19 protein-coding genes and 2 tRNA genes are annotated in these 12750 nt (G+C 37.9%); 11 read left to right on the forward strand and 10 right to left on the reverse strand.

What is annotated here, in order from left to right; translation table 11 throughout:
- Positions 1-52: 52 nt before the first annotated feature.
- A complete protein-coding gene (locus PQ459_18275; protein WDF46831.1) occupies positions 53-1120 on the forward strand; it encodes an SDR family oxidoreductase in 1068 nt (355 codons plus the stop codon).
- A 108-nt stretch (positions 1121-1228) separates the two neighbouring features.
- Here PQ459_18275 and PQ459_18280 read toward each other — a convergent pair whose 3' ends face one another.
- The 4 genes from PQ459_18280 to msrB form a co-directional block, all read right to left on the reverse strand.
- Positions 1229-2038: a ferritin-like domain-containing protein gene (locus tag PQ459_18280; GenBank protein WDF46832.1), complete on the reverse strand. Its 810-nt coding sequence runs from the start codon at positions 2036-2038 to the stop codon at positions 1229-1231.
- 28 nt (positions 2039-2066) lie between these two features.
- On the reverse strand, positions 2067-2777 hold the full coding sequence (locus PQ459_18285) for a ferritin-like domain-containing protein (protein WDF46833.1): 711 nt from the start codon (positions 2775-2777) through the stop codon (positions 2067-2069).
- 75 nt (positions 2778-2852) lie between these two features.
- Complete coding sequence (locus PQ459_18290) at positions 2853-3422, reverse strand: fasciclin domain-containing protein (GenBank protein ID WDF46834.1); 570 nt, start codon at positions 3420-3422, stop codon at positions 2853-2855.
- A gap of 111 nt (positions 3423-3533) precedes the next feature.
- Positions 3534-4004, reverse strand: coding sequence for a peptide-methionine (R)-S-oxide reductase MsrB (gene msrB, locus PQ459_18295; protein WDF48747.1), 471 nt, complete (start codon positions 4002-4004; stop codon positions 3534-3536).
- Between the two features lie 122 nt (positions 4005-4126).
- Between msrB and PQ459_18300 the strand changes: the two genes are divergently transcribed.
- The 10 genes from PQ459_18300 (at position 4127) to aroQ (ending at position 8728) form a co-directional block, all read left to right on the forward strand.
- The gene (locus tag PQ459_18300; GenBank protein WDF46835.1) at positions 4127-4261 is read left to right on the forward strand and encodes a hypothetical protein; all 135 of its coding nucleotides are present in this window, start codon (positions 4127-4129) and stop codon (positions 4259-4261) included.
- Positions 4262-4352: 91 nt separating this feature from the next.
- Positions 4353-4922 carry a sigma-70 family RNA polymerase sigma factor gene (locus PQ459_18305; protein WDF46836.1) on the forward strand — a complete coding sequence of 190 codons (570 nt, stop codon included), beginning with the start codon at positions 4353-4355 and terminating at the stop codon, positions 4920-4922.
- 1 nt (position 4923) lies between these two features.
- Positions 4924-5739 (forward strand): anti-sigma factor, encoded by an 816-nt coding sequence (locus PQ459_18310; GenBank protein WDF46837.1) that lies wholly within the window; start codon positions 4924-4926, stop codon positions 5737-5739.
- Positions 5740-5973: 234 nt separating this feature from the next.
- Positions 5974-6228, forward strand: a complete 255-nt coding sequence (gene rpsT, locus PQ459_18315; protein ID WDF46838.1) for a 30S ribosomal protein S20 — start codon at positions 5974-5976, stop codon at positions 6226-6228.
- An 11-nt stretch (positions 6229-6239) separates the two neighbouring features.
- Positions 6240-6311: transfer RNA gene (locus PQ459_18320), tRNA-Glu, on the forward strand.
- 107 nt (positions 6312-6418) lie between these two features.
- Positions 6419-6490, forward strand: a tRNA-Glu gene (locus PQ459_18325).
- A gap of 168 nt (positions 6491-6658) precedes the next feature.
- Positions 6659-7279, forward strand: a complete 621-nt coding sequence (locus PQ459_18330; protein WDF46839.1) for a hypothetical protein — start codon at positions 6659-6661, stop codon at positions 7277-7279.
- Positions 7280-7283: 4 nt separating this feature from the next.
- The gene (locus PQ459_18335; protein WDF46840.1) at positions 7284-7883 is read left to right on the forward strand and encodes a hypothetical protein; all 600 of its coding nucleotides are present in this window, start codon (positions 7284-7286) and stop codon (positions 7881-7883) included.
- Between the two features lie 71 nt (positions 7884-7954).
- Positions 7955-8293, forward strand: a complete 339-nt coding sequence (locus tag PQ459_18340; GenBank protein WDF46841.1) for a DUF5763 domain-containing protein — start codon at positions 7955-7957, stop codon at positions 8291-8293.
- Between the two features lie 27 nt (positions 8294-8320).
- Positions 8321-8728, forward strand: a complete 408-nt coding sequence (aroQ, locus tag PQ459_18345; GenBank protein ID WDF46842.1) for a type II 3-dehydroquinate dehydratase — start codon at positions 8321-8323, stop codon at positions 8726-8728.
- Between the two features lie 80 nt (positions 8729-8808).
- Here the strand turns inward: aroQ and PQ459_18350 are convergent, their stop codons facing one another.
- The 6 genes from PQ459_18350 to PQ459_18375 form a co-directional block, all read right to left on the reverse strand.
- Positions 8809-9306 carry a hypothetical protein gene (locus PQ459_18350; GenBank protein ID WDF46843.1) on the reverse strand — a complete coding sequence of 166 codons (498 nt, stop codon included), beginning with the start codon at positions 9304-9306 and terminating at the stop codon, positions 8809-8811.
- Positions 9269-10663: a DUF4173 domain-containing protein gene (locus tag PQ459_18355; protein ID WDF46844.1), complete on the reverse strand. Its 1395-nt coding sequence runs from the start codon at positions 10661-10663 to the stop codon at positions 9269-9271. Before PQ459_18355 ends, PQ459_18350 begins: the two co-directional genes overlap by 38 nt.
- A gap of 37 nt (positions 10664-10700) precedes the next feature.
- On the reverse strand, positions 10701-11186 hold the full coding sequence (locus tag PQ459_18360) for a Coq4 family protein (protein WDF46845.1): 486 nt from the start codon (positions 11184-11186) through the stop codon (positions 10701-10703).
- Between the two features lie 11 nt (positions 11187-11197).
- Complete coding sequence (locus PQ459_18365; protein WDF46846.1) at positions 11198-11488, reverse strand: hypothetical protein; 291 nt, start codon at positions 11486-11488, stop codon at positions 11198-11200.
- Between the two features lie 17 nt (positions 11489-11505).
- A complete protein-coding gene (locus tag PQ459_18370; GenBank protein WDF46847.1) occupies positions 11506-12345 on the reverse strand; it encodes a metallophosphoesterase in 840 nt (279 codons plus the stop codon).
- Between the two features lie 114 nt (positions 12346-12459).
- The gene (locus PQ459_18375; protein WDF46848.1) at positions 12460-12750 is read right to left on the reverse strand and encodes a transcriptional regulator; all 291 of its coding nucleotides are present in this window, start codon (positions 12748-12750) and stop codon (positions 12460-12462) included.

Genomic DNA, 12750 nt, shown 5'->3' on the forward strand with positions numbered 1-12750 from the left:
TCAAGTTTTTTTGGTGGTGATGAGCTTAACTTTGTCGTCAAATAATTTAATCATGGAAAATATTGCATTGGTTGTCGGCGCTACCGGGATCACGGGAAGCAATCTCGCGCAGGAATTAATCTCAAATGGTTGGAGAACTTACGGATTGGCAAGAAATCCGAATTCCAACGTTTCGGGTTTGATACCTGTAAAAGCTGATCTTTTAGATGTAGATAACCTTGAAGCTGCCTTGCAACACATCTCTCCTACCCACATATTTTTCACAACCTGGATGAGAAATGACACAGAGGAAGAAAACATTAAAGTGAATAGTGCGCTGATAAGAAATCTACTCAGTGCCTTGTCTGCAAAAAGAAGCATTCAACATGTTGCATTGGTGACTGGACTGAAACATTACCTTGGACCTTTTGAAGCTTATGCAAAATCAGGATTTTTGCCGGAAACACCTCTACGCGAAGAGCAACCACGCTTGGAATATCCTAACTTTTACTACGCACAGGAAGATGCAGTCTATGAAGCGGCGGAGAAAGACGGTTTCACCTGGAGTATTCACAGACCTCATACCGTTATTGGATATGCGGTTGGGAACTTGATGAATATGGGAACCACATTAGCAATCTACGCAAGTATCTGTAAAGAAACAGGTAGAAAGTTTATTTTTCCAGGTTCATTTGCACAATGGAATGGTTTGTCTGATGTGACTGATGCTAGAATATTAGCCAAGCAATTGATTTGGGCATCGACCACAGAAGCTGCAAAGAATCAAGCTATCAATATTACAAACGGTGATATTTTCCGATGGAAATGGCTTTGGGAAAAAATAGCGGATTACTTCGAAATCGATTTTGAAGGCTTTGAGAATGAAATCAAACCTCTTGAAAAAGAACTTCAAAACGATCAAAAAACCTGGAAAAACATTGCTGAAAAATATAATCTTAAGGAAAATAACCTCTCACGAATAGCTTCTGCCTGGCATACAGATCTGGATCTTGGAAGACCAATTGAAGTGATGACAGATATGGCCAAAAGCCGAAAATTAGGTTTCACAAATTTCCAGAGTACACTGGAGTCTTTTACCGATCTCTTTGATAAATTAAAGGCAGAAAAAATCATTCCTTAGAAACTCAAAATAAAAAACCGAAGTCAATATTGACTTCGGTTTTTATGATTAAAATCCTTCCCCAAAACTGGAAAAGGATCAGATTGATATTTGCATCATTTGTTGTTTCTATACAATAAACAATCCTGCAATTGCCGCAGCATCACTTCCGCTAAGAACTTCATCGTAAGCAGCAGAACCCGCTTCAGCACCAAATGCAGTTGCTGTATTGAAGCCAGCCTGAACAGTAACTCCCTCACCTGCATAGACAGGATTTGTAGCAGATGGCATATTACCTCCGTTTGCTAATTCTATCCAGCCTTTCTGGTTTCTCATTCGTCTTACCTCAGAAGCGTGTCTTGCCTCTACAGAGTGAATCTGAAGTGCTGCAGTCAAAACATCTTTGTTAGACATTACGTTTCCTGCCTGTCCTTTATAGGCTCTTACTCCCGTATCTTCAAAAGCCTGTGCTAGAACCAAAAAGGTCTGATAGTCATTCATTGGATCAAAGTTTCCACCAACTGTAAAGTCGAATGTTGGTTTTGCAGCAGGAGCGGTTCCTAAAGCTGTTAATGTACTTTTAAGGAAAGCCACGTGAGCCGTTTCGTGTTTTGAAATTTGAGAAAAAACCGTTCTGTCTGCCGTTGGAATCAGACCAGCTTTTGCCAATCCCATACGGTAATATTCATCTTCTAAATATTCTAATGTCAATGCTAATTGTAAAGCATCTGTCAATGGTGTTTTGAAGGCACTTGCGCTAGAAGTGGTTGTTTCTGCATGAGCTGGTGTGGACATCAATCCTGCCAATCCAAGTGGAACAGCTGCAACAGCCGCTTTTTTACCGAAATCAGCTATGCTGGATAATGTTTGTAGTCTTGAAGCTTCTCCTGTAAAGAATTTGTCGTTAGAGAGCTTATCTAATATTCTAAGAATGTTCATAATAGTAAATTTTGAAGTTAATAATGAATTAAATACCTCTCTCTTTCCAAGTAAATGGCGTTTTGAAGAAGCTTCCTGCTGCTGCAACAATGTCTTTCGGTTCTTTCGCTAGATCCAGCCCCATTGCATTGATCACATCATCACCAGAGAAATCAGCTGATTTTGGATTGATAAGATCTCTGATTGCCGCTGCGTGTCTTGCCTCAACCGAAACAATTTTACCTGCAATTACAAGATAATCCGGATTGGTAATATATTTTCCTGCCCCGTTGTAAGCCGCAACACCTGTATCTTCTAATGCTTTTGCAGTAGCAAGAACAGAGGTTCTGCTTTTAAAATCTACACCATTATACTGAAATTCTAAAGTTGGCAAAATACTGTTAGGCGCAGCACCGCCAATTGCTGCTTTGAAAAAGTCTCTGTGGATTACTTCGTGATGATACAGATCTGTAAAAATTTGTTTTTCAGCTTCTGAAATTCCTGTATAGAAGCTATTCACGACCTTCGTATAAAAATCGGCTTCAAGCTGTTCTAGGGCATAAGCGTAGTTCAAAACCCCTACGTCGCCCGTTCCAAGGTCAAATACATCTCCACCTGGATTGATGATCAGATCATCGTCATTACAACCTACGAGTGCAAGGCCTGCGATTGCTAGACCAACACCGCTTAGTTTCAAAAAGTTTCTTCTGTTGGTATCCAAGGTGGCTGCACCATTGGAGACGCTAATTGTTTTTTTCATAATATTATTTTTAAAGTTTGGTTTTAAAAAATTGAAAAAACCAGCATAAAAATTTATGCTGGTTTCAGATCATTATTAAGGCATAAGAACAGTATCGATCACGTGGATCACACCATTGGACTGATTCACATCAGCGATGGTCACTTTCGCGCTTGTTCCTTTTGCATCTTTTACATACAAGTCATTTCCTTTGGTCCAGAATGTCAATTCTTCACCTTCCACAGTTTTCATTGGTGCTTTTCCATTGCCGGCTTTCACTGCTGCCCAGATCTGTTTTGCATTGTACTTCCCTGCTAAAACGTGATAGGTCAATATCTTGGTCAAAGTTTCTTTATTCTCTGGTTTCACAAGGCTTTCTACAGTTCCCGCAGGAAGTTTGGCAAAAGCCGCGTCTGTTGGTGCCAAAACGGTGAATGGCCCTTTTCCTTGTAAAGTTTCCACCAATCCTGCTGCTTTCACTGCGGCAACAAGTGTTGTGTGGTCTTTGGAGTTCATCGCATTCTCAACAATATTTTTTGAAGGATACATAGCGGCACCGCCTACCATTACTGTTTTTTCTTTCATTGCCTGTGCAGCTACATTTCCACTGAATGCGAATGATAATGCGATCATTCCGAAGGCTGCGATTTTAGTTCTTGAGTTCATTTTGTTTATTTTATATTAATATTTTGTGAGTGTTAATTGCAGTTACGAGGTTGGTTTGTCTTTGGATTGAAAAAATTAAAAATAAATCACAAACAACTGTAAATCAATTGATTATTTTTTAACAATTGGAACGAAATCCAGACAGACCGAGTTCATACAGAAACGTTTTCCCGTTGGTGCAGGTCCGTCATCGAAGATATGTCCCAGGTGAGAATCGCATCTTCCGCAAAGGACTTCTGTTCTTATCATATTATGAGAATCGTCTTTTTTGTAGATGACACTATTTTTGCGAATCGGTTCGTAGAATGATGGCCAGCCGCACGTTGTCGCGAACTTAGATGTTGAAAGGAACAGGGCATTTCCACAAACGGCGCAGTAATAAGTCCCTTTCTCATCAAACTCATAGAACTTCCCGGTGAAGGCTGTTTCGGTTGCGGCCTCTCTCGCGACCTGATAGAGTTCTGGCTTCAGGATCTTCTTCCATTCTGCGTTGCTGACCTTAAGTTTTGCAGTTTCGGTCTTTGAGTAGTATGGATTTTTGGTCTTGAAGTTGGCTGACTGTGCCGCGATGTTCCCGTGCATCAAAGCGACGGAACTGACGAGGAATATTTTTTTAAGTTTTTTCATTGTCGTACTATTTATAGTTACTTACGACAGATGGAGAAATTTGGTTTTAGTTTGAATGACCGAGTGTATCAATAAGAATGGAAAAGCCACTACTTTGCGAAGCGCGCCCCGGCTTGAGTGGAGCTCTTTTAGTCATTGCGATGGTACAAAATTTCTTTGAACGACCTCCCGTGGTTCGCAATGGCAAAAAAGCGGGAACGGAAGACGGATAAAGGCGCCCAAATCATCACATTAAATAAAATAAACTGGTGAAAATTCAACAAAATCAAATAATAAATCAATATTGGTATAATTTTTATATATTTGATCGGTAAATCACTAATTATTAAAACAATCTACTCCGAGGAAGAACTTTTGGAACTGCTCAGAAAGAAGAGCGAAATAGGTTTCAAATATCTGTACAATCACTATTCCGGTGCATTGTACGGTGTTATTTTCCGGATAGTGCAATCCAAAGAGTATACTGAGGAAATAATCCAAGATGTCTTTGTCAAGATATGGAACTCCATCCATCAATACGACGTTGTCAAAGGCCGATTCTACACCTGGATGATCAATATTGCGCGGAATACCGCCATTGATTATCTGAAATCCAAATCTTTCCAGAACGAACTTAAAAACCAATCCCTTCCGGATTTCGTATATAACAGTACGAAACTCTCAACGACGAATAAGTCGTCGGATTTCATTGGTTTTACAGATGTTTTGTGTAATTTGGAATCCGATAAGCGGGAAATGATAGATCTGGCCTATTATCAGGGTTATACCCAAAGTGAAATATCTGAAAAACTTAAAATCCCATTGGGTACCATTAAGACCAAGATGCGAACTGCACTTGTGAAACTGAAAGATCTCTTAAAAGATTATAAATAAAGTGAACATAGAAGAATACATATCATCCGGAATCTTAGAATCCTATATTCTAGGTCTTGCTTCTCCCGAGGAGGCAGGCATTTTGGAGTGTGTGATGAAGAATAGTGCTGAAGTAAGATCAGCATTTGAAGAAGCACAAAAAACTTTGGAAGATTTGGCTACAGCACAGGCTGTAACGCCGCCTAACGATCTGGAAACCAAAATCTGGGCCAAAATACAGCAGGAACAAACCACTGAAAACATCAAACCGTTGGTTGCTGAAAAAACAGATTTAGAAGTTGGTGAAATCACTCAGAAAATCTATCCGAACAAAGCAGTCAATTGGCAGAAATATGCGATTGCGGCTTCTGTTCTTTTCCTTGTAAGTATCATTGGAAATTTATTTTGGATCAATGACATTTCTAAAAGCAAAACAGAAATAGCACAGTTGCAAACCGAGAAGAAGTCACAAGATATGGCTTTGAAGAACTCTCAGGAGAAACTCGCGATCCTATCCAACCCAAATATTTTGACGGTTCCATTGAAAGGTGTTGAGAAATATCCAGATTCCAAAGCGATCGTGTATTGGGATAAGGACTCTAAAAACGTCTATCTGAACGCGGAAGACCTGCCAAAAGCACCGGAAGGAATGCAATATCAGCTTTGGGCACTTGTCGATGGCAAGCCTGTGAGTGCTGGAATGTACTCATCTGAGAAAAATACGAAAGCAATCCTGGCCAACATCCCGAAAGCACAAGCCTTCGCCATAACCCTTGAAAAACAAGGCGGTAGCGCTGCGCCAACTATGGAAAATATGTTCGTGATCGGAAACATCTAAATTTGGATATCAAAAAAGTTGAAAAAAAATTTCAAAATATTTTGAAATTTAAAAAATATCCATACTTTTGCACCACTCTAAAGGAGAACAAGAAGATACTAATTCTTCATAATTAAAAATGATTTCGAATCATTGAATTAGCTCCGAATAGGGAAAATAAAAAATTTTAATTTTTAAAAAAAAGGTTTGCAAATTAAAAAATAGTTTTTATCTTTGCACCCACATTTGAAAGATATGGCAAATCATAAATCAGCACTTAAAAGAATCAGACAAAACGAAGTTAGAAGACTTCGTAATAAATACAACCACAAAACTGCTAGAACAGCTTTGAAGTCACTAAGAACTGAAGAGAACAAAGCAGTAGCAGTAGAGCAATTGCCAAGAGTAATCTCTTTACTTGACAAATTAGCTAAGAGAAACATTATTCACAAGAATAAAGCAGCTAACTTAAAAAGCAAATTAACTAAGCACGTAAACAGCTTAGCTTAATATAAGTCCTTGGCCCGTTCGTCTATCGGTTAGGACCTCAGGTTTTCATCCTGGTAAGAGGGGTTCGACTCCCCTACGGGCTACTTAAAATACCTTCACTAATTTTTCTGAAGGTATTTTTTATGAAACATTTAAATTCTGTATATTTCAATAAGATTATGCAGATAATAAATAAAAGAAAAATTAACTAGGCCCGTTCGTCTATCGGTTAGGACCTCAGGTTTTCATCCTGGTAAGAGGGGTTCGACTCCCCTACGGGCTACTTAAAAATCCTTAGAATTTTCTAAGGATTTTTTTTGGTTTCATATGTAATATCTCCGGGATTCCTTCGTTGATATTCCTGGACGATTCGTCTACAAAAACTGCTCGTTCATCTATATTTTTTTCGAGGAATAGCAGACTTTAATATCTTTAATAAAAAAACACAATTATGTACATTATCATCGCAGTCATTCTGGTTTTAGTTGTCATCTTCCTTATCAACTCTTCTAAACTGGAAGGTTTCCGAAGCAAGCGTGGCAGAACTCTGGAATTCTTCATCTCTCTTATCTCAACTTTCATCGGTTTCTTTTTTGCCTTGAGTCTAAACACTATGCTGGCAGACATCAATCAAAAAGAAAATCTGGTAAAGCTATTGGACGCTACCAACCTTTCTCTCGAAAACAGCGAAATGAAAACCAAAGGAATGTATCTGAATCCAGCAAAAAGCGGCGTGGATGTTTCAGAAATCATTCAGTATTCCCCTTTAGAAATTCCTAAGCTTTACACGAATCTTGAAACCAATTCTCTGGTGAGTGATTATTTTTTGTCCAATGCTTTTCAGGCATATATTTTGTGTAACGACAATCTGCAGACTTTTGTAAAAGGTGCCAATGCGGCCAACGCAAGTTCTGACAAGAAAACTTTGATTTTAGAAAAATACTTAGCCTACCTGAGTCTGGCGAAACAAGTAAACACTTTGGAAATTAAAAGGCTGAATGGCGAAATATCTGAGTCTGACGAGAACGCCGAATTACAAAAATTAACAAAACAGATTATTAACAATCAATAATAAAATGAAAAAAACACTTATGTCATTGGCCTTAGCAGGATTACTACTGACGGCCGCAAGTTGCAAAAAGAACGAAACCTCTAATGTGAAGATAGATTTCACACAGTCTTATGAAGATGCTGCATTGGCATTGGCTACAGCACAACAAAATTATCAGGAAGCGGTTGCCAGCAAAGACCCGGCAAGAATAGAAGCAGCCAAAATAGAATTGCAGAAAGCGCAGGACAAATATGTGGAGTCCAAAAAAGTGTATGTAGCGGAAGGCGGAACTGTGAAGACCGAATATGAAAACAATCTGGCGACGTCTACGCAAATCCTTGGAAATTCTTCAACTGGAATTGTAAGCAATGCAATCAAGAAAACCGACAGCCTAATTACAGGGAAAACCAATGCTGAAATCGACAATGCTGCGAAAGAAATCAAAGATAAGGTGAATACAGAAAAGGCAAAATTGGTGGAAGATGCCAATAAAAAAGTATCTGATGCTAAAGTAGAAGCTGAAAAAGTAAAAGCTGATTTCAAAAAATCGACTGAAGAAACGAAGAAAGCAGCTAATGAAAAGATTGATAAGGCTCAAAAAGACCTCAATAATCTTTTTAAATAAATTGTAATAAATACATATCTTTATAAAATCCTTAGAAATTCTAAGGATTTTTATATTTACAATTATCCTCAATGAAATCCATTTCCATTCTCTTCTTACTGTTTAGTTTCATTTTTGCAAATTCCCAAACGGTTTATTATACACCGAGCGGACAAAAATACCATACAGAAAATTGCAGAATGGTAAAAAATGTCTCAAACAAAACAGACCTTAACTCTGCTTTGGAAAAAGGATTGACTGCTTGTAAAATATGTCAGCCAGTTTCTACTTTAGGAATCTCAAGTCCTGAAAAAAAGAAACCTCAAGGAACAGAAGCCACTGTACAATGCAAAGGCACCACAAAAAGTGGCTCTAGGTGTAAACATAGAACGAAAATCGGAAATGGATACTGCTTTCAACATCAGCCTTAATTTTATATCTTTGAAAAAATATTCTGAATGAAAATCCTCATCATCAACGGCCCAAATCTCAACTTGCTCGGAACACGCGAACCAGAAATCTACGGTTCGGTCTCAATGGAAGATTATCTTTCCGATTTGAAGAATGAGTTCGAGTCTGATGATTTATTTTATTATCAATCCAATATTGAAGGCGAACTCATCAACCGTTTGCAGGAAAATAACTTCGACGCTGTGGTCATCAATCCTGGCGCGTTTACGCATTATTCTTACGCGATTTCGGATTGTCTTAAGAATATCAACAAACCGAAAGTAGAAGTTCATATCAGCAACATTTACAAACGTGAGGAATTCCGTAAGAAATCTGTGACCGCTGAAAGTTGTGATGCTGTGATTTCTGGTTTTGGAATGAAAGGTTACCGATTGGCACTTCAAAGTTTTAAATAGAAGTTAGATGTTAGAATCTAGAAATTAGATTTTAATTAATACTTAAATAAAAAAAGAATCTCGATTGAGATTCTTTTTTGTTATTCTATTTTGACAAAGAATTTTCCGACTGGTTCGCCGTCTGCCATATTGTTCTTGGCAAATATCAGCCAATATTCTCCTTTTTGTTTGGTGTTATATTCAATAGTTGGTCCGAAAGGTCCGTCGAAAGTATTGTCCGGCATTCTGATTTGGTTGATTCTTACATTCATCGGCGTTTCGGTTTTCACGTAGCCTTTGATTTTTGGTTGGTCCAGGTTTTCCAGTTTTAGAATAATCTGGTCGTTGGGATTTGTGATTTCGAGGTTTAGTCGGATTGGCATTTTGGATGCATCGACTGTAATGATTTTTTGGTTGGATTCTCTTTCGGTCTTCACAATGGTTGACAAAGAATCTACTGGTTTTTCGATGGTTGTGACAGTATCCACTTTTGTATCTTTCACTTCCGGTTCTTTTTTACAAGCGACCAGAAACAATGGAATTAAAGCTAAATATTTTAAACTATTGACGGTCTGGTTTCTCGATGTTAATCGTTTCATAATATAAAATTTTTGAGAGGAAAGTTTCTTTTTGATAAGATTCGATTCTTTCTTTGAGTTGGTTTTTCATTTCGGAGTTTCCGGTTTTCTCGGCGTAATCCAGCAATAACTTTTCGTTATAATTGATGGAAACCAAGTGGTAATTGTCCGCAAAATCCTTTCTCTTAATGTTATTGGACGTGATGATTCCGCCCCAATTGACGTAACTGCAAACCAAAATCAAGCCATAAGACGCCCAGAACATCCTGTTGAAAAGGAAAGCGTGGGTCTTTCTGTTTTGAATTTTGATGAAGGTAAAAATCAATCCAATCAAAGCCATTGTGAGGAAAGCATAAACATCCAAACGTTTGTATGTCAATCCGAAATTGATGATGTATTCTGAGTTTTTGAGTGATGCTGAAATGACCAAAACAGCATTCAGAACAATCCAAATCTTGGCAGAAATTTTCAGCGACTTTGCTTTTTCATCAAAATTGAAACCTCTTTTAAAATAGAAAAGAATGACGAGAATCGCCATTACGATGGACATTATTACAGAATTAACTCGTTCGTGGGTTTCTGCACTTAATCCGTCAGCTGACTTTGTGACTTCGAAAAACTGTTCGTAGTTGTAAGTGGCGATGAAAACCAAAAGCAAGATATTAAGCGCAGAAAAAGAAATCAATCCGCTGGTTCTTTCAGAATCGATATCGAGGAAAGAGAAGGTTGGCTTTTGAATTTTTATCAAGCCTGAAAAATTGTCATTCAAAAATCTGTTTTGTTTGAAGATGAATCTTTCCACACCGAAGTTCCAAAATATAAATCCAACATAAAATCCAATGACTGCCAGAATAATGATATCAAAAAAACTAAAATCAAACTTTATCTCACTAAAAAATTGGTCGAAATGTGAACTTCCTGCTGAATAGATGCAAAGGAAAATGGTAATCAAGATGCCGGGAATTAAGATAAACGTAATCAGTTTTTTGCCAAAACCGCCGCCTTCCTTTTGCTTTTCGAACCATTGTTCTGTGTAGAAAACCCTTCCCAGAAATGAAAAAAGATTGAATAATAAAACCTCGATGTAGAGAAATGGTTTGAGTTTCGGATAAGTCCCTTTGAACCTTAATAAAAATACAGAAACGAAAACGGCGACAAAAGAAATAGCATCGCCAAACCAAGCAAACGCAAACGAGGAGAAAATTGAAGTGACAAAAAGTGTGAGAAATGTTTTGGTCCGAAACTCAGATTTGGTTTGGGCAAAAGTCAGAATGCTCAGGAAAATTCCGAAAATCCCAAGATTGAGCGCGACATATTCTTTGTAGAAAAGGACGATAACCGCTAAAACTGTGATGAAAATCAAATGGTGCTTTTTCATAATTATGATGTTTTATTAATTAAAAAGTAAATGGATTTTAGTAGAAAACTGGCGTTTGCTTTTGATAAACAAAATCTCTGATGTTCTCAAAATTGTGAGTGAGTAACTTTTCGAAATCCCAATAGTAGAAAGGCCTCATACGTTTTCCCTTCTTGTAAGCCTGAATATAAATCCTGAAATATTCCGGCAGAATGAGAGTTCCCAAAAAGATAGCAGCAAGAAGATGCGCATTCATCTTTCCATTTCCGAGAAGCAAAAACTGCATTACAACTTCCTCCTCGAACTTGGTTCCGCAATCGGTCAGCAGATGATGAACGTCGTGATTTTCCATTTTTGGAATCATTGTAAAACCGTGCTTTTTGTAGAACTCGCCGAGCTTTCTTCCTAAAGTATCTTCTTCAAAAGCCAGTAATTGCTGTTGGGAAAATGCCCATTGTCTTTTCTTTTTCTTAAAATATTTTCGATAAAGCTTTTGTGTATTGTCATAAACTAAAAGCAGAAATTGGATGCGGATTTTTTTCATAACATTTATTTTTAAATTGAGATTCCGATGTAGAAATAGAGAATGGCGATGGGAATATTTATGAGCAGAATCAATGCGGATTTGATGGCATCAGTCGTATATTTTGGAGCGAAAATTCCAAATAAAAGCAATCCGGAAAATGCAATCAGATTGATAACTGTTCCATAGGTCAGAAGCAAAAATCCTATGATTTGAAACACGCCATTTCCTGAAATAATGTAACCGAAGAGCGCAATATTTCCCAAGATAAATGAAAGCCAAAACAGAAACTTCCCGATGTGTAGAATTTTAAAGTTTTCCATAAGTGTTGATTTTAATATTAAATAGATTTCAATTTGAAAAGTGTAATCTCCGGTCTGCAATTGAATCTGACCTGGTAAGAATTTCCCAAAGCACGGTTGATGTAGAGCATTCGCCCATCATTCAAATCAATAATTCCGGAGGTGTATTTTCTGTTTTTCACGGGTAAAATCAGAGGTGGAAGAAAAGGAGGTACTGCTTGTCCGCCGTGCGTGTGTCCAGAGAGAATCCAGCCTTGATAACCGTTCCAGACATCCAAATCGCAGACATCGGGATTGTGGCAAAGGACGAGATTGGCTTCATCTGAATTGATGGTTTTCGTCAGATTTTCTGGGTGAAAATTAGTTCCCCATAATTCTTCAAAACCAAAAATATTCAGACCGGAAACTTCAGTTTTCTCATCGCGGAGGACTTGTATTTTGGAATCCGTGAGAATTTTTGAAACCTCATCGGCGATGTATTCTTCTTTCCATTCTGCGCCGTAATCGTGGTTGCCGAGAATTGCGGCTGTCCCTAGAGTTCCGAGAACGGCTTCTTTCATCACGATTTTCAGTTGTTCGAATTGTTCCGGATTATTTTCCCAGCAAACGAAATCGCCGGTGTAAACCACGATGTCTGGTTTGTAATTTTTTGCTTTCTTAAAAGAATCAATTAAGAAATTATAGTCGAAACGATTGCCTACGTGTAAATCTGAGATTTGCATCAGCATTTTGTTATGAAGCTTTGAAGGCAGATTTTTAATCGGTAAATCCTGATGGACAAACTCCAACCAAAACGGCTCGACTTGCCAGGAATAAATACCCAGTGAAAGTCCAGCAGTCGCGAGTAAAGATTTAGTAATAAATTTTCTTCGATTCATTTTTTTTCAATTGTAAAGTTCTTTGAATTACAAAGTTAGTTTTCAAAAAAAATCGGGAATTATCTTCCCAACAATTTTATTTCCCCAACCCTAAAGGGAGCAAAATTCATTGTGCTATCTTCCCAACAATTTTTCCAGGTTATTGATATGTTCTGTGAACGCATCTCTACCCTTTTGCGTCACGCGGTAAGAGGTTCTTGGTTTTTTGCCTACAAATTCTTTTTTCACCTCGATGTATTCTGCTTTTTCCAGCGCTGTGCTGTGGCTGGCTAGATTGCCGTCGGTGGCGCTCAGAAGGTTTTTCATTTCGGTAAAATCAACCCAATCGTTGACCATAAGAACGGACATAATGCCCAATCTTACACGACTTTCGAATTCTTTGTTGAGTTGATTGATGTTTAACAT

It is taken from the genome of Chryseobacterium sp. KACC 21268, assembly GCA_028736075.1.
In the GTDB taxonomy this organism is placed as follows: domain Bacteria; phylum Bacteroidota; class Bacteroidia; order Flavobacteriales; family Weeksellaceae; genus Epilithonimonas.